This is a genomic window from Mesorhizobium sp. M1B.F.Ca.ET.045.04.1.1 (assembly GCF_003952465.1).
GTDB lineage: Bacteria > Pseudomonadota > Alphaproteobacteria > Rhizobiales > Rhizobiaceae > Mesorhizobium > Mesorhizobium shonense.
Genome location: NZ_CP034448.1, coordinates 5,247,492 through 5,266,123, shown reverse-complemented (window position 1 = coordinate 5,266,123; position 18,632 = coordinate 5,247,492). Strand labels below are relative to the sequence as shown.

Sequence of the window (18,632 nt, the reverse complement as noted above, 5' to 3'; positions counted from 1 at the left end):
ACGGGAACCTGAACACAAACAGTGAACCCGGCGAACGGGTCGAGGAGATGATCATGAGTGGCGAGTATGACGACCTCAAGCGGCGCATGGACGGGGCGATCTCGGCCTTCAAGCACGATCTCGCTTCGCTGCGCACCGGCCGCGCTTCCAGCAACCTGCTCGACGCTATCCAGGTCCAGGCCTACGGCACGACGATGCCGATCAACCAGGTGGCCAATGTGACGGTGCCGGAGCCGCGCATGATTTCGGTCTCGGTCTGGGACAAGTCGATGGTCAGCGCCGTCGACCGCGCTATCCGCGAAGCCAATCTCGGCTTCAATCCAATCGTCGACGGCACCAATCTGAGGATTCCGCTGCCCGAGCTCAACGAGCAGCGCCGCAAGGAATTGGTCAAGATCTCGCACGGCTATGCCGAGAACGCTCGCGTCGCGGTGCGCCACGTTCGCCGCGACGGCATGGATTTCCTCAAGAAGGCCGAAAAGGACGGCACGCTCAGCGAAGACGATCATCGCAAGCGCTCCGACCAGGTTCAGAAGCTGACCGACGAGATGATCAGCACCATCGATCACCTGCTTTCCGATAAGGAAGCTGAAATCATGCAGGTTTAGGGTCGGCTTCTACCGGCTCGAAAGCGAGACTATGGCAACGCCCGCGCATGTCGCGATCATCATGGATGGAAATGGACGCTGGGCCAAGGCGCGCGGCATGCCGAGGCTTGCCGGCCATCGCGCCGGCGTCGAGGCCTTGCGCAAGACGGTGCGCGCCGCGCCCGAACTCGGCATCTCCTATCTGACGGTCTATGCCTTCTCCTCGGAAAACTGGTCGCGGCCGAAATCCGAAGTCAGCGACCTGATGGGTCTCTTGAAGCTCTTCATCCGCCGAGATCTCGCCGAACTGCACCAGAACGGCGTGCGGGTGAGGGTGATCGGCGACAGGGAGGGGCTGCAACCCGACATTAGGGGCCTGCTGCAGGAGGCCGAATCGCTGACCGCCGGCAACGAAGCGCTGACGTTGGTCATCGCCTTCAATTATGGCGGCCGCGACGAGATCGTTCGCACCGCGCGCAAGCTCGCCGATGCCGTGGCGCGCGGCGAAATGACAAGCGATGCCATCACGATGGAGAGCTTTGCCGGTTCGCTCGACACCGAAGACATTCCAGATCCCGACCTGGTAATCCGCACCAGCGGCGAGCTCCGGCTGTCGAACTTTCTCTTGTGGCAGGCCGCCTATAGCGAACTCGTCTTCCTGCCTTGCTACTGGCCGGACTTCAGCCGGGAGCATCTTGCCGACGCCCTGCGGGACTTTGCCGGCCGCGAGCGACGTTTCGGCGGGCTCGCCGCCCGCGACGTCGCCTCCTAGGCGCCGCCAAAAATGAGCAATCTCCAGCAGCGCGTCATCTCGGCCATCGTGATGGCGGGCGTCACGCTCGCGCTCACCTGGCTGGGCGGGCTGCCGTTCCGCCTGTTCTGCGCGGCGATCGCGGCGCTGATCTTTTACGAATGGACGCGGATGTCGCGCCCCGGGAACGGCGCGGCGCTCGGTTTCCTGGCGGAAGCGCTGATTCTGGTCTTCATCGGCGCGCTGATTGCCGGCCTGCCGGCCTTATGGCTGCTGATCCTTGTCGCGATCCTTGTGGCAGTCGCTGTCATCGCCGCGCGCATTCAGGGTGGGGCGCAGTGGGAAGCCTGTGGGCTGGCCTATGCGGCTCTGTCCGGCCTTTCGCTCGCATACATGCGCGATGACAACCACTCAGGGCTGATCGCCATTCTTTTCCTGTTCGCGGTGGTCTGGGCGACCGACATAGCGGCTTATTTCGTCGGCCGCGCGGTCGGCGGCCCGAAGCTCGCGCCGTCGATCTCGCCCGGCAAGACGCAGAGCGGCGCGCTGGGCGGCGCCGTCGGCGGCGTGGTTGCCGGATTGCTGCTGGCAATCGTCAGCGGGGCCGGCAACCTCGTGCAGCTTGGATTCGTCGCCTTGGCGCTCTCGATCGTCTCGCAGATCGGCGATCTATTCGAGTCCTGGGTCAAGCGCCGGCATGGCTGCAAGGATTCGAGCAATCTGATTCCCGGCCATGGCGGCGTCATGGATAGAGTCGATGGGCTTGTCGCGGCGGCTTTCGCCCTGTACGTCATCGGTTGGATTGCGGCGGGCGCCGACCATCCGGCAATGGGGCTGTTTCCGAACTGAAGGGCGTCGCCGCTGGGCGAAAAACGACGCGCGCCACGGATTCGCCCGGATTGATGCCACAGTCGCGGCGGACTGTCGCGCTGGGCGAATTTGAGGGCATGACTTGAACGACATTCTTCACGCGCTCTTCAGCACTCAAGGCTTTGTCCTTGGCACCCTGGTGCCGTTCCTGTTCGTCCTTACCGTCGTGGTGTTCGTCCACGAGATGGGCCACTATCTCATCGGCCGCTGGTGCGGCATCGGCGTGAAGGCGTTTTCGATCGGCTTCGGACCGGAACTCTTTGGCTTCAACGACCGCCACGGCACGCGCTGGAAGCTTTGCGCCATCCCGCTTGGCGGCTATGTCAAATTCGTCGGCGACATGAACGCGACGTCGAGCCAGCCGAGCGCCGAAGACCTCGAATCGCTGACCGAGGCCGAGCGCGAGGTCGCCTTCCACACCCAGCCGATCTGGAAACGCGCGGCGACCGTCGTTGCCGGGCCGCTGTTCAATTTCCTGCTGACGATCGCTGTGTTCGCGGTGCTGTTTTCGCTCTACGGCCGTCCGGTCATGGAGCCGACGGTGGCCGAAGTCACTGCCGGCAGTCCCGCAGCGCGGGCAGGCATCCAGCCCGGCGACCGATTCGTGAGGGTTGACGGCAACAAGGTGGAGACTTTCGCCGACGTTCAACGCCTGGTCTCGGGCCGCGCCGGCGACGCCATCACTTTCACCATGCTGCGCGACGGCAAGGAAATCACCGTCACGGCCACGCCAGAGCCGATGGAACAGCAGGATGCGCTGGGCAACAAGGTCAAAGTCGCGGTCATCGGCGTCGCCAACAATGCCGAGCTCGGGCAGCCGCGGCTGATCTCCTATACGCCCGCGGGCGCGCTGGCGGCGGCCGTCGAGGAAACCGGGCACGTCATCGAGCGCACCGGCCAGTTCCTGAAGCGGTTTGTCGTCGGGCGCGAGGACAAGTGCCAGCTGGGCGGACCTATCAAGATCGCAAAAATGTCGGGACAGGCTGCCAAACTCGGCTTCGAGTGGCTGGTGCAGCTTGTTGCATTCCTGTCAGTCGGGATAGGGATTCTCAATCTTCTGCCGATTCCCCCTCTCGACGGCGGCCACCTCTTGTTCTACGGCGTGGAGGCCGTCATAAGGCGGCCCGTGTCGGAGCGGATGATGGAGATGGCCTACCGGGCCGGTCTCCTTCTGGTGCTCGGGTTCATGGGCTTCGTTTTTTGGAATGATCTGTTTGGGTGCTGAAATCATGAAGAAATTTGGCTTCGGCCCTGACCGTATTGAGACGCCGTTTACCATGCGTGGGGATATGCGTGACGCGAAAGCCACGCATCAGGGTTAAGTAAATACAAATTAACCGGGAGCCTTGCGTGTAGGGAAAATCCGGTTAATACGGTAAGGGAAAATACCGCACGTCCGGTTTTCTCGCCGTGGGGACTACGAGAAAAAGGTACAAAAGCCCGATGAAGGCAGCATCCAAGTTTCTGAGCGCCGCGTCCGCGGCGGCTTTGTCCGCCGCGCTGGTTTTGCCAGGCGCGCTCGCAGTGCAGTTCGTTGCCATATCGGTAGCCGAAGCAGCAGTCGTCAGCAGGGTAGAGGTCAGCGGCAACCAGCGTGTCGATGCCGAAACCATCCGCAATTACATCTCGATCAAGCCGGGCAAGGCGTTTTCGAGCGCCGACATCGACAGCGCCGTGAAGGCTCTGTTCGGCACCGGGCTGTTCTCGGACGTCCAGATCAATCAGGTCGGCTCGACGCTGGTCGTCAAGGTTTCCGAGTACAAGGTCGTCAATCAGGTCCTGTTCCAGGGCAACAAGAAGCTCAAGGACAACGCGCTCCAGGCGGCCATTCAGCTGAAGCCGCGCGCGACCTTCTCGCAGCAGGCGCTCGATGCCGACGTCGAGGCGGTCAAGGCTGCCTATCGGCGCATCGGCCGCGACGACGCCGCCGTGACCACCCAGATCATGGATCTCGGCGACAATCGCGTGAACGTGGTCTTCAACATCAACGAAGGCGGCCGTACCCAGATCGCGGCCATCAACTTCGTCGGCAACAGCGCCTATTCCAGCCGCCGCCTGTCGGACGTGATCAACACCAAGCGTTCGTCCTGGCTTTCGTTCGTGCTGCGCGACGACGTCTATGACGAGGACAAGCTGCGCGCCGACCAGGAGTTGCTGCGCCGCTTCTATTACAATCACGGCTATGCCGACTTCCAGGTCGTTTCCGCTGTCGGCGAGCTCGACGACACCACGAACAAATACACGGTCACGATCACCGTTCAGGAAGGCGAGCGCTACACCTTCGGCGACATCAGCGTCGAGAGCAGCATTCCCGAAGTCGACTCCAAGTCGCTGGAATCGGTGGTCGAGACCCACAAGGGCGATGTCTACAACGCCAAGGACGTCGAGGATTCGATCGTCGCTCTGACGGAGAAGGTCGCCGGTTCGGGCTATGCTTTTGCCCAGGTGACGCCGCGTGGCGACCGCAATTTCGAGAATCACACGATCTCTGTCGTCTACACCATCGACCAGGGCACCAAAGCCTATGTCGAGCGCATCGAAATCCGCGGCAACGACCGCACGCGCGACTATGTCATCCGTCGCGAATTCGACGTCAGCGAAGGCGACGCCTTCAACCAGGTTCTCATCCAGCGCGCGAAGAAGCGGCTGGAAGCGCTGGATTACTTTGAAAAAGTCGACATCTCGACTGTTCCCGGGTCAGCTCCCGACCAGGTCGTTCTGGTCGTTGACGTGGTCGAGAAGTCGACCGGTGAGTTCTCGGTCGGCGCCGGCTATTCGACCGGCGGCGACACGCCCGGTCCGTCCGTCGAAGGCTCGATCACCGAGCGCAATTTCCTCGGCCGCGGCCAGTATATCAAGCTATCGGCCGGCGGCGGCAGGCACTCGCGCGACTATGCGATTTCCTTCACGGAGCCGTATTTCCTCGGCCGGCGCATCGCGGCGGGCTTCGATATCTACAAGTCGACCCGCGAGTACAGACACTACGACACTGACGTCACCGGCGCGACCATCCGCTTCGGCCTGCCGATCACCGACAGTATCTCGACGCAGTTGGCGTATAATATCGCCCAGGAAAAGTATAAGTTGGCGGACGGCTGCGATGACAATGGCGATGGTATTCCCGACGCAGACTGCAATGTCTCCCAGGCAATCCTAGACGGCATCGAACAAAGCCCTTGGCTGAAATCGTCGGTCAGCCTCGGGCTGGTCTACAACACCATCGATGACATGAAGAACCCGCATGAGGGTCTTTACATCACCGGCACGACCGAGGTCGCTGGTCTCGGTGGCGACGCCAAGTGGGTGAAGCTGACCGGGCGCGCGAGTGTCTATCAGACCTTGTCCGAGCAGCTGGACCTAGTCGGCCTGGTGTCGGGTGGCGCCGGCTATATCGCGAGCTACGGCAATGGCGATCTGCGCATTTTCGACCACTTCCAGAGCAATGACCGCATGATCCGCGGTTTCGCCTATGGCGGCATTGGTCCTGTGGCTGCTGGAACCAGTGGTGACCATCTCGGCGGCACGACCTATTTCAATGCCTCGGCGGAAGCCCAGTTCCCGATGCCGGTCATTCCGGAAAGCTTCGGATTGCGTGGCGCGGTGTTCGCCGACGCAGCAACACTCTATGGCAACAAGCTCGATCCGACTTTGATCCAGGCCGGATCGGCTGACATGCATCTGCGTGCTTCGGTCGGTGTCGGCCTGATGTGGGCTTCGCCGTTCGGTCCGATCCGCATCGACTATGCGATCCCGGTCGAGAAGCAGCCGGGCGACGACGTAGAGGAATTCAACTTCGGCATTGCGACCCGTTTCTAATCCGCGGGTTACGATGTTTCCGGGCTGCCTGCCGGCCCGGAATAGACTGATCCGACCGAGCTGGATACTATTTGTGGAATGACCGATCCGGTGTTCTTCGCGCCTTCACGCCGGTATACGGCTGGCGAGGTCGCGAATCTGACCGGCGCCAACCTCGTCGATTCCTCGCAAGCCGATATTGCCATCGAAGCGCTGGCGCCGGCCAATGAGGGCGGCGATGGTGCGCTTGTCTTCGTCGACGGCAAGCGCAATTTTGCTTTGATGCAGTCGCTCAAGGCGGCCGCGGTCCTGTGTCCCGCCGACTTTGCCAACAGAGCCCCGCAAGGGATCGCGGTGCTGGTGCATCCGCGCCCGCAGCAGGCCTTCGCCATGGTCGGGCGGCTGCTCTTTCCGCAAGCTGCCACTCCAGGGCCGATGACCGGGGAAACCGGTGTTTCACCGCAGGCGCATATCGATCCGTCCGCGCATGTCGAAGCCGGCGCGATCGTGGAGGCGGGCGCCGTGATCGGTCCCGACGCCTCGATTGGCGCCGGCACGGTCATTGCGCCCCACGCCGTCATCGGCCGCTCCTGCAAGATAGGCCGCGACGGCTATGTCGGTCCGGGCGCCAGCATCCAATATGCGCTGATCGGCAATCGCGTCATCATCCATGGCGGCGCAAGGATCGGCCAGGACGGGTTCGGCTTCGTGGCCGGCGCCAAGGGGCCCGAGCGCGTGCCGCAGATCGGCCGCGTCATCGTCCAGGACGATGTCGAGATCGGCTCCAACTCGACCGTCGATCGCGGCGCGATGTCCGACACAGTCATCGGCCAAGGCACCAAGATCGACAATCTGGTGCAGATCGCCCACAATGTTCGCATCGGTCGCAATTGCATTATAGCCGGGCTTTCGGGTATTTCCGGGTCCGTCGTCGTCGGCGACAACGTCACCATGGGTGGCGGTGTCGGCCTCGCCGACCATTTGACCATCGGTCCGGGAGCCAAGCTTGCTGCGAGAAGCGGATTCATGAGCAACGTGCCGGCGGGCGAGGTCTGGGGAGGCTATCCGGCGCAGCCGATGGCGGAAGCCATGCGCGAGATCGCGATGCTGCGCAGACTGGCCAGGACGCGCAAGCAGGGCGACGGAAATGGCTGACATGGTAGCGACGACACTCGAAGCGGTCGACATAATGGGGCTCATGAAGCTCCTGCCGCACCGCTATCCGTTCCTGATGATCGACCGCATCGTCGATATCGACGGCAACGATTCGGCCGTCGGCATCAAGAACGTGACCATCAACGAGCCGCATTTTCAGGGTCATTTTCCGGAACAGCCGGTGATGCCGGGCGTGCTGATCATCGAGGCCATGGCCCAGACGGCCGGTGCTATCTGCATCCGCAGCCTCAACACGGAAAAGCCGTCTCTGGTTTATTTCCTGACCATAGACAACGCAAAATTCCGCAAGCCGGTCGGTCCAGGCGACCAACTCAGGATCCACGTCAAGAAAATCAAGATGCGCGGCAACCTGCTCAAATTCGCCTGCGAGGCGATGGTGGACGGCGCGAAGGCGGCGGAGGCCGAGATCTCGGCCATGGTTGCCGGCTGAGGTTCGAAATGCTCATGAAAGTCGAGACATCAATTCATCCTTCCTCGATCGTCGAAGAAGGCGCCCAACTCGGCGAAGGCGTCCGCATCGGGCCGTTCTGCCATGTGAGCGCCGACGCGGTGATCGGCGACCGTGTCGAACTGTTCAGCCATGTCTCGGTGATGGGCGCGACCACTATCGGCGCCGCGACCAAGGTCTATCCGATGGCGATCCTGGGTGGCCCGCCGCAGAACACAAAGCACAAGGGCGGGCGCACCACGCTGATCATCGGCGAGAACTGCACCATCCGCGAAGGCGTCACCATGCATGTCGGCACGGATTCCAGCCGCGGCGAGACGACAGTGGGCGACAACGGCAATTTCCTCGCCTACGCCCACATCGCTCACGATTGCGTCGTCGGCAAAAACGCCACCTTCGCCAATGGAGCGACGCTCGGCGGACATTGCGAGATCGGCGACAACGTCTATATCGGTGGCCTCAGCGCCGTTCATCAATTCGTGCGTGTCGGGGACAACGCCTTTCTCGGTGGGTGCTCGGCCTTTGTCGGCGACGTCATCCCCTATGCGATCGCCGTCGGCAATCGCGCCAGCCTGCGTGGCCTCAACATCATAGGCTTGAAGCGCTCCGGCCTGCCGCGCGCTGAAATCTATTTGCTGCGCAAGGCTTACAGGATGATCTTCGACCGCTCCCGCACCGTCGGCGAGAATGTCGAAATCGCCAAGGCCGAATTCGCCTCCTCGCCGACGGCCATGAAGATCATCGACTTCATCACCAGCCGCGGCAAGCGGCACTATGCCGTCCCGTCACTCAAGGGTGGCGGCGACGATGATAACGGCGATGACGAGGGCTGAGCCCGCCGGATCAGCGCTTGCACTCGCGCCGGGCTCCAGGGTCGGCATCATTGCCGGCGGCGGCAACCTGCCGGTCGAGGTCGCCGACGGTCTCGCCGCGCACGGCTATCCGCCCTTCATTCTATTGATGGAAGGTGAGGCTGACCGTGAGCAGCAGCTTAGCCGATACGAGCACGTCACCATGGCGCTCGAACAGATCGGTTCCTTGGTGTCGACGCTGAAACGCCACGGCGTCACCCATCTGGTTCTCGCCGGGGAGATCAAGCGCAGGCCAAGGCTGAGCAACATGCGCCCCAGCCTCGGATTGCTTGCGATCGTACCGTCGGTGATCGTCGCACTGGCGCGCGGCGATGACGGACTTCTGAAGGTTCTGACACGGGGCTTGGAAAAGCGCGGCATCAAGGTGGTCGGCGCGCACGAGGCCGTCCCCGAACTGACCGCCGGTAGAGGCACGCTCACGGCAACCGAGCCAAGCAAGTCCGACTGGCGCGATATCGAGGCGGGTCGCGCTGCGGCCAAGGCCATCGGCGCGCTTGATATCGGGCAGGCGGCGATTGCGATCGGCGGCCGGGCCATTGCGCTGGAAGGCATCGAAGGCACTGCCGGCCTGCTGGAGCGGACGAAAGAGCTGCGGCATCACGGCAGACTCGCCGGAAAGACGCGCGGCGTTCTCGTCAAATGCGCCAAGCCTGGTCAGGAATTGCGCGCCGACCTGCCTTCGATAGGCCCGCAGACGGTAGAGGCGGCACATGCCGCGGGGCTTGCCGGCATAGCCGTCGAATCAGGCCGCTCGCTCATTCTCGAAGGCCCGGCGACACTGACGCGGGCCAATGCGCTTGGCCTGTTCATCGTCGGTCTCCCAGTAACGGAGCCGGCTGATGGCCGATGAGAAGCCGTTTAAGATCGCCATCGTCGCCGGCGAGGAATCCGGCGACCTGCTCGGCGCCGACATCGTGCGCGCGCTGGAGAAAATCACCGGCCGCAAGATCCAACTGATCGGCATTGGCGGCCGGCATTTGCAGGAATTGGGGCTGAGACCGCTCTTCGACGGCAGCGAGATCGCGCTGATTGGCTTCAGCGCGGTCCTGCGCGACCTGCCGCGGCTGATGCGGCGGATCAGCCAGACAGCCGCCGCAATCGAGGCGGAGCGACCGGATTGCCTGATCACCATCGACAGCCCCGATTTTTCGTTGCGCGTCGCTAAAAAGGTCCGCGCTGCCGCGCCCGCCATTCCGATCGTCCACTATGTGTGTCCGAGTGTATGGGCATGGCGGCCGGGCAGGGCGGTGGCGATGAAGCCCTATGTCGATCACATTCTCTGCATCCTGCCTTTCGAGGTGAAGGCGCTTGCCCGGCTTGGCGGACCGCCCGGCACTTATGTCGGCCACCGGTTGACGCAGGAACCCGGCGTGCTTGGCGCCGCCAAGGCGCAAAGCTTGCCGCGCGACCTGTCGGGGGATCGCGTCAAGACGCTGCTGGTGCTGCCGGGCTCGCGCCGCGGCGAGGTGCGCCGGCTGATCGAGCCGTTCGGCGAGACGATGTCGGTCTTGCGCCAGCGCGGCCACCGGTTGCGCCTGCTGCTGCCGACCGTGCCGCATGTCGCCGACCTGGTCAGGACCTCCGTCGCGGGTTGGGACGAAAAGCCCGAGATCATCACCGATGCGGAGCGCAAATGGCAGGCTTTCGGCAAGGCCGATGCGGCTTTGATCGCGTCCGGAACGGTTTCGCTCGAGCTTGCGCTTTCGGGCGTTCCGATGGTGTCCAGCTACAAGCTTGATCCGATCGCGCGCGTCATTTCACGCTATCTGGTGACCACATGGTCGGCACTGCTGCCCAACCTGATCTCGGACCGTACGCTGGTTCCTGAATTCTACAACCAGTATGTCCGGCCGGAGAACCTGGCCCGCCAGTTGGAAGGCCTGTTTGCCGATACCGGCATGCGCGTCTGGCAGAAGGCAGGCTTCGCCGAGATCGTAAGACGCATGGCAACGGAAAGGCCGTCGGGCGAAATCGCTGCAGGGGTGGTTCTTGGATGCATCAAGAGAGCGAATAGGGAGTAGCGAATAGCGAGTAGGGGCCTGGGTGCTGCTCAGCGCTTTGCTGCTTTTCCCTATTCGCTACTCGCTATTTCGCTATTCGCTCAAGTTCACCTTTTCGCAATCGGCACGTAGTCGCGTTCCGTGGCGCCGGTGTAGAGCTGGCGCGGGCGGCCGATCTTCTGGTGGGGATCCTCGATCATTTCCTTCCACTGCGCGATCCAGCCGACGGTGCGGGCGACCGCGAACAGCACGGTGAACATGGTGGTGGGGAAGCCCAGCGCCTTCAGCGTGATGCCCGAATAGAAATCGACGTTCGGATAGAGCTTCTTCTCGATGAAATAGGAATCGGTGAGTGCGATCTTTTCCAGCTCCATCGCGATGTCGAGCAGCGGATCGTCCTTGATGCCGAGCTCGCCCAGCACCTCATGCGCGGTCTTCTGCATGATCTTGGCGCGCGGATCATAGTTCTTATAGACGCGGTGGCCGAAGCCCATCAGCCGGAACGGATCGTTCTTGTCCTTGGCGCGGGCGATGAATTCCGGGATGTTATCGACATGACCGATCTCGCCCAGCATGTTGAGGGCCGCCTCATTGGCGCCGCCATGCGCGGGGCCCCACAGACAGGCGATGCCGGCGGCGATGCAAGCGAACGGGTTGGCGCCCGACGAGCCGGCAAGCCGCACGGTAGAGGTCGAGGCGTTCTGCTCGTGGTCGGCATGCAGGATGAAGATGCGCTCCATGGCGCGCGCCAGCACCGGATTGATCTTGTACTCCTCGCAGGGCACCGCAAAGCACATATGCAGGAAGTTGGCGGCGAAATTCAGCTCGTTCTTCGGATAAATGAAGGGCTGGCCGATATGGTATTTGTAGGCCATCGCGGCGATCGTCGGCATCTTGGCGATCAGGCGCATCGAGGCGACCATGCGCTGGTAGGGGTCCGAGATGTCGGTCGAGTCATGGTAGAAGGCCGACAGCGCGCCGACCACGCCGCACATGACGGCCATCGGATGCGCGTCCCGGCGGAAGCCGGTGAAGAAACGCGACATCTGCTCATGCACCATGGTGTGGCGCGTCACGCGGTAATCGAAGTCGTCCTTCTGCGCCTTGGTCGGCAGTTCGCCATAGAGCAGCAGGTAGCAGACCTCGAGGAAGTCGCCATGTTCGGCAAGCTGGTCGATCGGATAGCCGCGATGCAGGAGGATGCCGGCATCGCCGTCGATGAAGGTGATCGCCGACTCGCAGCTCGCCGTCGACGTGAAGCCCGGATCGTAGGTGAAGGCGCCGGTGGTGCTGTAGAGCGCGCCGATGTCGATGACGTCGGGCCCGGTCGAGCCGCTTCGCACCTTGAATTCATGGGTCTTGCCGGCGAGTTCGAGCTTGGCGGTCGACTCATGCGCCTTGCCGCCCGGTTCCAGTTTTGTCGCAGCTTCGCTCATTCTCAAACTCCTTTATGTTTCCTCATGCCGGCAAGGCAATTCCTGCAAACGACACGTCGAAATCACCGGAATGCGCGAACTTACCACCGCATTTTAGGGGGTGCGTGCCAGATTGGGCCAAGGCCTAATGTTGCACTGCGAAACACACCTTTCAATGCCAATCTTCTTGGGCCAGTTCGCTCCTAATCGATTTGATCTCCGATCCGCGCCAGGCTCTCCGCGCGCCCCAACACGGCGAGCACGTCGAACACGCCGGGCGAGGTGCTCCGGCCGGTGAGCGCGGCTCTCAACGGTTGAGCCACGGCGCCAAGCTTGTGGCCGCCGGCCTGCGCAAAGGCCCGAATAGCGGCTTCCGCGGTTGCCGCGCTCCAGTCGGCGGGGACCGCCGCGAGCGCTGCATGGGCGCCACGAAGGATGGCGCGCGCGTCAGCGCCAAGCAATCCCGCGGCCTTCTCATCGAGCTGCAGGGGCCGCTCAGCGAACAGGAAGGCGGCTCCGTCAACGAGCTCGACCAGCGTCTTTGCCCGCTCCTTGAGGCCGGGCATGGCGGCCAGCAGCTGTGCCTTGCGCCTGTCGTCGAGCTTTGCCGCGAGCGCCGGTCCGCCTTCGAGATAGGGCAAGGTGGCGACGAAGATGTCGAAGAGAGCCTTGTCGTCCATCTGGCGCATGTGCACGCCGTTCAGCGCCTCGAGCTTGGCGAAGTCGAAGCGCGCGGCACCCTTGTTGACGTCGCCGATGTCGAACCAGGAGATCATGTTCTTGATCGACATCACCTCGTCGTCGCCATGGCTCCAGCCGAGCCTCGCCAGATAGTTGAGCAGCGCCTCGGGCAGATAGCCCATGGCGCGGTAGGCCTCGACGCCGAGCGCGCCGTGGCGCTTCGACAGCTTGGCGCCGTCGGCGCCGTGGATCAGCGGGATGTGCGACATCGACGGCACAGCCCAGCCCATGGCGTTGTAGATCACGGTCTGGCGCGCCGCGTTGGTCAGATGGTCGTCGCCACGGATGATGTGGGTGACGCCCATGTCGTGGTCGTCGACGACGACCGCGTGCATGTAAGTCGGGTTGCCGTCCGAGCGCAGGATGATGAAATCGTCGAGATCCTTGTTCGGGAAGCGCACCTCGCCCTGCACGCGGTCGTGCACGATCGTCTCGCCCTCAGTCGGCGCCTTGATGCGGATGGCGCCCTTGACGCCGGGAGGCGCCTCTGACGGGTCGCGGTCGCGCCACTGGCCGTTGTAGCGCGGCGGCAGGCCCTTGGCTCGCGCCGCCTCGCGCATCGCCTCGAGCTCTGCCGGCGTCTCGTAGCTGTAGTAGGCCTTGCCGAGACGCACGAGCCCCTCGGCCACCTCGCGGTGGCGCGGCGCGCGCGCGAACTGCGACACTGCTTCGCCGTCCCAAGAGAGGCCGAGCCAGGTCAGTCCATCCAGGATGGCGGCCGTCGCAGCCTCGGTGGAGCGCTCGCGATCAGTGTCTTCGATGCGCAGCAGCATCGTGCCGCCGGTGTGCTTGGCGTAGAGCCAGTTGAACAGCGCCGTGCGCGCCCCGCCGATGTGCAGGTAGCCGGTGGGCGAGGGGGCAAAACGGGTGACGACCTTATCGGACATGGAACTCTCAGAATGGCACTGAAAACAGGCGTGGCTGCGCGGACTTTCGCGCTGTCGCGGTTCATGTAGCATAGGAGGTCTGGGGCGCAAGGGGCAGACCCGATGGCTGGACGTGGCCGGGGCGCGGTGGAGGGCGAGGGGACGACGGCTGGCGTCAGCGAGCGCCTGCTGTTTGCCGGCACCGCGCCTGCTGAAGCGACGCCGGTTTCGCTTCCGATGCCGCGGCCGGCTGGTGAGATTTTACCGCCGGACGGCGGTGCCGCCCTGCAGCCGCCACAGTCGGCAACCATCGACCGGATCCGACGGCAGTTCAGCTGCGCCTCGTTTTCCGCGTTTCGCCAAAGCGTCGTTGTAGCCGCTACAACCGAGCTCGACCGCGGCATCGCCTTCCTGCTGGTGCCGGTGTTCCTGGCTGCCGGCGTGATCTTCTATTTTTCCCTGAACGCGGAGCCCGATCTCTACAGGCCGCAGGCGGCGGTAGCGCTGATGGCGGTCTGTGCGGCCATTTCCCGCTCTTGGCCAAAGACGCATCTTCTCTTCATGGCGGCGCTGTTTTGCGCATTGGGCTTTGTCGCCGCGAAAGTCGAGACATGGCGGACCGCAACGCCGATGCTCGGCTCCGAAATCCAGACGCGGCTGACGGGTCGCGTCGTCATCGCCGAGGAAATGGCCAATGGCCGTGTGCGGCTGACCATCGACCTCATCTCGACCGCGCATCCGACGCTGCGCTACGCGCCGGATCGCGTCAGGCTCTCGGCGCACAGAATTCCGCCCGAGATGAAGGCAGGGTCGCTGGTGACAGGCTATGCCCGGCTCTTGCCGCCGACCGGACCGGTCCGCCCCGAAAGTTATGACTTTTCCTTCGATAGCTATTTTTCCGGCATCGGCGGCAGCGGCTTTTTCCTCGGTGACCCGAAAGTCATTTCGACAACCAATCCGGCCGCTGGGGCGAGCATCACCTCGGCGATCGAGAACGCGCGCGAGGCGATTGCCGGTCACATCAGAAGCACCGTCGGCGGACCCGAAGGCGAGATTGCCGCGGCGCTGATCGTCGGCATTCGCGCCGGCATCCCCAAAGACATCAACGAGGCGATGCGGCGGACCGGAATCTACCACATCATCTCGATCTCGGGCCTGCACATGGCGCTGGTCGCCGGCACGATCATGCTTCTGCTGCGCGGCGCCTTCGCGTTGTTTCCGGATTTCTCTTCGCGGCGCCCGGTGAAGAAATATGCAGCGGCCATCGCGCTTGTCTCGATCGCCGCCTATCTCGTCATCTCCGGCGTGGTGGTCGCCGCCGAGCGAAGCTTCATCATGCTTGCCGTCATGCTGGTTGCCGTGCTGTTCGACCGCGCGGCGCTGACGATGCGCAACCTGGCGATCTCGGCCGTCGCCGTCATCCTTGTGTCGCCACATGAAGTGGTCGGCCCAAGCTTCCAGATGTCGTTCGCCGCAACCGCCGCCCTTGTCGGCGCCTATGCCGGCTGGGCCGACTACCGCGCCAGCAAGGAGAGGGCGCCGCCAGCAAAGCGCTCGTTCCTGCGGTTCCTGTCGCGAAAGCTGGCGGTCGGAGCGGGTGGCGCCGCCATGACGTCGATCATTGCCGGAAGCGCTACGGCGCTGTTTGCCATCTGGCATTTCCAGCGCGTCTCGCCGCTCAGCCTATTGGCCAATCTGGCGATCATGCCGATCGTTTCGTTGATCGTCATGCCGTTTGCCGTCCTAAGCGCGTTGGCGATGCCATTCGGCATCGATGGTCCGTTCCTCTATTTGATGGGCAAGGGCCTGACGGCGATGATCGCGATCTCGGCGTGGATTTCGCAATGGTCGCCAGTCGATGCCGTAGGGCTGATCTCCATCCAGTCGGTGCTACTGTCGACAATCGCGCTCGTCATCGCGACTATGGCGACCACCTGGCTCAGGCTGGCGGCCGTTCCTTTCGCTCTGGCCAGCCTGTTGACGATCCCGCAGGTGCGCACGCCGGACCTTTTGATCTCCGAGGACGCGCATCTGGTGGCCATGCCGATCGGCGGCGGCGAACTCGCCATCAACCGCGCCCGCTCCAACGAATTCACCACCGACAACTGGAAACGGGCGCTGAAGGCCGAAGCGATCGTGCCGCCGGAGACGTTCGCCAAAGACGCGCTCGACATCGCCGATCCCGTCGACCTGCCACCGGGATCGCCCTTTTACTGCACCGGAGATCTCTGCATCGGCCGGCATCCTTCCGGTGCGATCGTCGCGTTGGCGGAAAACCGCAACAGTGCCAGGCCGGCCTGTAGCTTTGCCGACCTCATCGTCATAAACGACGCCACGGCCTATAATCCTTGCCGCGATCCACGGGTTCTCGTCGTCACCAAGCGCCAGCTCGCGCGTGACGGCAGTGCTGCCGTCTTCTTCGACCCGCAATCGGCAACGGCGCGACCAGCCATTCAATATGCCGTCGAAAAGCCCTATCGCCCCTGGCATGAGCAGCGAAGCTATTCGCGCGAGGCGAGGGGCCTGCCGCCTTACCAGCGGCCCGAGAAGCCGGAGGCCAAGCCGCAACCAGCTCAGTAGCGGCGGATCAGCCCGACCAGCTTGCCCTGAACCTTGACGCGATCGGGTCCGAAGATGCGGGTCTCATAGGCCGGGTTGGCGGCCTCGAGCGCGATCGAGGCGCCCTTACGGCGGAAGCGCTTCAGCGTCGCTTCCTCGTCGTCGACCAGCGCCACCACGATCTCGCCCGGGCTCGCGGTGTTGGCGTTGCGGATGATGACCGTGTCGCCGTCGAAGATGCCGGCCTCGATCATCGAGTCGCCCTTGACCTCCAGCGCGTAATGCTCGCCGCCCGCGATCATATCCGGCGGCACTGTGATCGAATGCGTCTGGTGCTGGATGGCGTCGATCGGCACGCCGGCGGCGATGCGGCCCATCACTGGAATGGACACGGCCGAAACGGCATCGTCGTCATTGCTGGGTGTTGGCGCGCGCGAGGGCGCCGCAGGCTTGATCTGCCGCCCGAGATTGCCTTGGCCGCCCTGGATGACGCTTGGCGAAAACTTCCTCGCCGCATTCAGGCCGGGCGCGATCGAATCAGGCAGGCGCAGCACTTCCAGCGCGCGCGCCCTGTTCGGCAACCGGCGAATGAAGCCGCGCTCTTCCAACGCCGTGATCAGCCGATGGATGCCCGACTTCGAGGCTAGGTCGAGCGCCTCCTTCATCTCGTCGAAAGACGGCGGAATGCCGCTTTCCTTGAGCCGTTCGTGGATGAACATCAGAAGTTCATGTTGTTTGCGCGTCAGCATGGCAGCCCCCAACGGGTTCCAAATCAGAATCAGAAAACAAACCCAGAACAAACACTATCTGTTCCAGTTGTGTTCCGCAACCGTTTAAAGTTTAGTGAATGTGTTGACGTTTTGTTCAGCGTAACATCAGAACGCTGCATTCGTCGCCGACCTCGGCCGCCGGGGCGAAGGGCTGGCGCACGATCAGGCCACTGGCGTCCGCCAGCATCCTCAGCATCGAGGAATCCTGGATGCCGAACGGGGTCGCGACCAGTTGCCCGGCCTCCTCGCGCACGGCGGCCCGCACATAGTCCTGCCTGAGATCGTTGGCGTGCATTGCGGCAGCCAGCCGCGCAGTGCGGATGTCCTGCCGGTAGCTACGGCCGCCGAGACGCGCCAGAAGCGGCTTCAGGAACAACTGCGAGCAGACAAGGCTTGCCACCGGATTGCCGGGCAGGCCGATGCAACGGATGTCGCCGAGCCGGCCAAACATCAACGGTTTGCCGGGGCGCATGGCGATCTTCCAGAAATCGAGCTGCATGCCTTGGCCGGTCAGCACGTCGTGGATCAGGTCATGATCGCCGACCGACGCGCCACCGAGAGTGACGATGACATCGGCGCCGGCCTCGACGGCCTTTCCGACCAGAGCCGCAATTGCGTCATGGCGGTCGGCGGCGATGCCGAGATCGAGAGCGCGCGCGCCAACCGACTGCGCGGTCGCAGCGACGCCGTAGGCATTGGACGAGATGATCTGGTCGGGGCCGAGCTCGCTGCCCGGCGGCAGCAATTCGTCGCCGGTGGCGATGATGACAACCAGCGGTCGGCGCACCACGGTGAGGCTTGGATGGTTGGCCGACGCCGCCAACGAAAGCGCCGCTGGATCGAGCAGGCGGCCTTTTTCGAGGAGCACGTCGCCTTTCAGGAAGTCGAGACCGGCTCGCCGGATGTTGCGTCCTGCGGACGTCGGCTCGGTCACCTCGATCTGGCCGCCGCCGAGGTCGCGGACATTTTCCTGGATGACGATCGTGTCGGCGCCTTCGGGGAGCGGCGCGCCGGTGAAGAGGCGCACGGCCTCGCCCTTGCCGACGATGCCGGTAAAGCCGCGCCCGGCCGGCGCCATGCCGATCACGGAGAGCCGCGCCGGCACCGAGCCCACATCCGCAAAGCGTGCGGCATAGCCGTCCATGGCCGAAGCATTGAAGGGCGGCTGAGTGCGCAGCGCCACCACCGGTTCGGTCAGAACCCTATCCGCTGCGTCGGCCAACGGTACGCTTTCGCCCGGCAGCGCAGTCGCGCCGCCCAGCAAGCGCTCGAGCGCCTCGGCGACCGGAAGCAGTGCCATCTTAGGAACCTGCCCTGTAGTCGCCCGACTTGCCGCCGGTCTTCTCGACCAGCCTGATGCCGGAAATCACCATGGCGCGGTCCGCCGCCTTGGCCATGTCGTAGATGGTGAGGCACGCGACCGACGCCGCGGTCAGCGCCTCCATCTCCACGCCCGTCTTGCCGGTGACGCGAGCAAGCGCGGTCACCTTCAGGCCGGGCAGCGCGCGGTCGGGCTCGATATCGACCGCAACCTTGGTCAGGAGTAACGGGTGGCAGAGCGGAACGAGTTCATGTGTCTTCTTGGCCGCCATGATGCCGGCGATGCGCGCGGTGCCCAGCACGTCACCCTTCTTGGCGTCGCCGGCCAGGATCATCTCCAGCGTTTGCGGCTGCATGGTGACAAAACCTTCGGCGATTGCCGTGCGTGTCGTCTCGGCCTTGTCGCCGACATCGACCATGTTGGCTTCGCCCTTGGCGCCGAGATGGGTGAGGGCAGGCATC

The 18,632-nt window shown here is 63.6% G+C and carries 16 protein-coding genes; 11 read left to right on the top strand and 5 right to left on the bottom strand.

What is annotated here, in order from left to right:
* The first annotated feature begins 53 nt into the window (after positions 1–53).
* The 10 genes from frr to lpxB all read left to right on the top strand — a co-directional run bounded on the left by frr (position 54) and on the right by lpxB (position 10,520).
* A complete protein-coding gene (gene frr, locus EJ071_RS26030; RefSeq protein WP_126100414.1) occupies positions 54–608 on the top strand; it encodes a ribosome recycling factor in 555 nt (184 codons plus the stop codon).
* A 31-nt stretch (positions 609–639) separates the two neighbouring features.
* A complete protein-coding gene (locus EJ071_RS26025; protein ID WP_126100413.1) occupies positions 640–1,359 on the top strand; it encodes an isoprenyl transferase in 720 nt (239 codons plus the stop codon).
* Positions 1,360–1,371: 12 nt separating this feature from the next.
* Complete coding sequence (locus EJ071_RS26020) at positions 1,372–2,187, top strand: phosphatidate cytidylyltransferase (RefSeq protein ID WP_126100412.1); 816 nt, start codon at positions 1,372–1,374, stop codon at positions 2,185–2,187.
* Between the two features lie 103 nt (positions 2,188–2,290).
* Positions 2,291–3,433: an RIP metalloprotease RseP gene (gene rseP / locus EJ071_RS26015; protein ID WP_126100411.1), complete on the top strand. Its 1,143-nt coding sequence runs from the start codon at positions 2,291–2,293 to the stop codon at positions 3,431–3,433.
* Between the two features lie 218 nt (positions 3,434–3,651).
* Complete coding sequence (gene bamA / locus EJ071_RS26010) at positions 3,652–6,024, top strand: outer membrane protein assembly factor BamA (RefSeq protein ID WP_126100410.1); 2,373 nt, start codon at positions 3,652–3,654, stop codon at positions 6,022–6,024.
* 78 nt (positions 6,025–6,102) lie between these two features.
* On the top strand, positions 6,103–7,158 hold the full coding sequence (gene lpxD / locus EJ071_RS26005; RefSeq protein ID WP_126100409.1) for a UDP-3-O-(3-hydroxymyristoyl)glucosamine N-acyltransferase: 1,056 nt from the start codon (positions 6,103–6,105) through the stop codon (positions 7,156–7,158).
* Entirely contained in the window at positions 7,151–7,609 is a 459-nt protein-coding gene (gene fabZ, locus EJ071_RS26000) for a 3-hydroxyacyl-ACP dehydratase FabZ (protein WP_126100408.1), read from the top strand. Before lpxD ends, fabZ begins: the two co-directional genes overlap by 8 nt.
* Positions 7,610–7,623: 14 nt before the next feature.
* A complete protein-coding gene (gene lpxA / locus EJ071_RS25995; RefSeq protein ID WP_126100407.1) occupies positions 7,624–8,460 on the top strand; it encodes an acyl-ACP--UDP-N-acetylglucosamine O-acyltransferase in 837 nt (278 codons plus the stop codon).
* Positions 8,447–9,349 (top strand): LpxI family protein, encoded by a 903-nt coding sequence (locus tag EJ071_RS25990; protein WP_126100406.1) that lies wholly within the window; start codon positions 8,447–8,449, stop codon positions 9,347–9,349. Before lpxA ends, EJ071_RS25990 begins: the two co-directional genes overlap by 14 nt.
* Positions 9,339–10,520, top strand: coding sequence for a lipid-A-disaccharide synthase (gene lpxB / locus EJ071_RS25985; protein WP_126100405.1), 1,182 nt, complete (start codon positions 9,339–9,341; stop codon positions 10,518–10,520). The genes EJ071_RS25990 and lpxB overlap by 11 nt, the downstream gene beginning before the upstream one ends.
* A gap of 86 nt (positions 10,521–10,606) precedes the next feature.
* Here the strand turns inward: lpxB and gltA are convergent, their stop codons facing one another.
* Together gltA and gltX are read right to left on the bottom strand one after the other, a co-directional pair.
* Positions 10,607–11,935 carry a citrate synthase gene (gene gltA / locus EJ071_RS25980; protein WP_126100404.1) on the bottom strand — a complete coding sequence of 443 codons (1,329 nt, stop codon included), beginning with the start codon at positions 11,933–11,935 and terminating at the stop codon, positions 10,607–10,609.
* A 182-nt stretch (positions 11,936–12,117) separates the two neighbouring features.
* The gene (gene gltX / locus EJ071_RS25975) at positions 12,118–13,542 is read right to left on the bottom strand and encodes a glutamate--tRNA ligase (RefSeq protein ID WP_126100403.1); all 1,425 of its coding nucleotides are present in this window, start codon (positions 13,540–13,542) and stop codon (positions 12,118–12,120) included.
* A gap of 102 nt (positions 13,543–13,644) precedes the next feature.
* On the opposite strand from gltX, the gene EJ071_RS25970 reads away from it, so the two are divergent.
* Entirely contained in the window at positions 13,645–16,101 is a 2,457-nt protein-coding gene (locus tag EJ071_RS25970; protein ID WP_126100402.1) for a ComEC/Rec2 family competence protein, read from the top strand.
* On the opposite strand, the gene lexA is transcribed toward EJ071_RS25970, so the two are convergent.
* The 3 genes from lexA to moaC form a co-directional block, all read right to left on the bottom strand.
* Complete coding sequence (lexA, locus tag EJ071_RS25965) at positions 16,095–16,829, bottom strand: transcriptional repressor LexA (RefSeq protein ID WP_126100401.1); 735 nt, start codon at positions 16,827–16,829, stop codon at positions 16,095–16,097. The genes EJ071_RS25970 and lexA overlap by 7 nt on opposite strands.
* A 115-nt stretch (positions 16,830–16,944) precedes the next feature.
* A complete protein-coding gene (gene glp, locus EJ071_RS25960) occupies positions 16,945–18,150 on the bottom strand; it encodes a gephyrin-like molybdotransferase Glp (RefSeq protein ID WP_126100400.1) in 1,206 nt (401 codons plus the stop codon).
* Position 18,151: 1 nt separating this feature from the next.
* Positions 18,152–18,631 carry a cyclic pyranopterin monophosphate synthase MoaC gene (gene moaC / locus EJ071_RS25955; protein WP_126100399.1) on the bottom strand — a complete coding sequence of 160 codons (480 nt, stop codon included), beginning with the start codon at positions 18,629–18,631 and terminating at the stop codon, positions 18,152–18,154.
* Position 18,632 lies beyond the last annotated feature (1 nt).

Excerpts from the sequence above, each read along its gene's own strand:
- moaC (WP_126100399.1), bottom strand. The coding sequence starts at position 18,631 with ATGCCTGCCCTCACCCATCTCGGCGCCAAGGGCGAAGCCAACATGGTC.
- lpxD (WP_126100409.1), top strand. The coding sequence starts at position 6,103 with ATGACCGATCCGGTGTTCTTCGCGCCTTCACGCCGGTATACGGCTGGC.
- gltA (WP_126100404.1), bottom strand. The coding sequence starts at position 11,935 with ATGAGCGAAGCTGCGACAAAACTGGAACCGGGCGGCAAGGCGCATGAG.
- lpxB (WP_126100405.1), top strand. The coding sequence starts at position 9,339 with ATGGCCGATGAGAAGCCGTTTAAGATCGCCATCGTCGCCGGCGAGGAA.
- fabZ (WP_126100408.1), top strand. The coding sequence starts at position 7,151 with ATGGCTGACATGGTAGCGACGACACTCGAAGCGGTCGACATAATGGGG.
- lexA (WP_126100401.1), bottom strand. The coding sequence starts at position 16,829 with ATGCTGACGCGCAAACAACATGAACTTCTGATGTTCATCCACGAACGG.
- EJ071_RS25970 (WP_126100402.1), top strand. The coding sequence starts at position 13,645 with ATGGCTGGACGTGGCCGGGGCGCGGTGGAGGGCGAGGGGACGACGGCT.
- EJ071_RS26025 (WP_126100413.1), top strand. The coding sequence starts at position 640 with ATGGCAACGCCCGCGCATGTCGCGATCATCATGGATGGAAATGGACGC.
- gltX (WP_126100403.1), bottom strand. The coding sequence starts at position 13,542 with ATGTCCGATAAGGTCGTCACCCGTTTTGCCCCCTCGCCCACCGGCTAC.
- lpxA (WP_126100407.1), top strand. The coding sequence starts at position 7,624 with ATGAAAGTCGAGACATCAATTCATCCTTCCTCGATCGTCGAAGAAGGC.
- frr (WP_126100414.1), top strand. The coding sequence starts at position 54 with ATGAGTGGCGAGTATGACGACCTCAAGCGGCGCATGGACGGGGCGATC.
- EJ071_RS26020 (WP_126100412.1), top strand. The coding sequence starts at position 1,372 with ATGAGCAATCTCCAGCAGCGCGTCATCTCGGCCATCGTGATGGCGGGC.
- bamA (WP_126100410.1), top strand. The coding sequence starts at position 3,652 with ATGAAGGCAGCATCCAAGTTTCTGAGCGCCGCGTCCGCGGCGGCTTTG.
- glp (WP_126100400.1), bottom strand. The coding sequence starts at position 18,150 with ATGGCACTGCTTCCGGTCGCCGAGGCGCTCGAGCGCTTGCTGGGCGGC.
- EJ071_RS25990 (WP_126100406.1), top strand. The coding sequence starts at position 8,447 with ATGACGAGGGCTGAGCCCGCCGGATCAGCGCTTGCACTCGCGCCGGGC.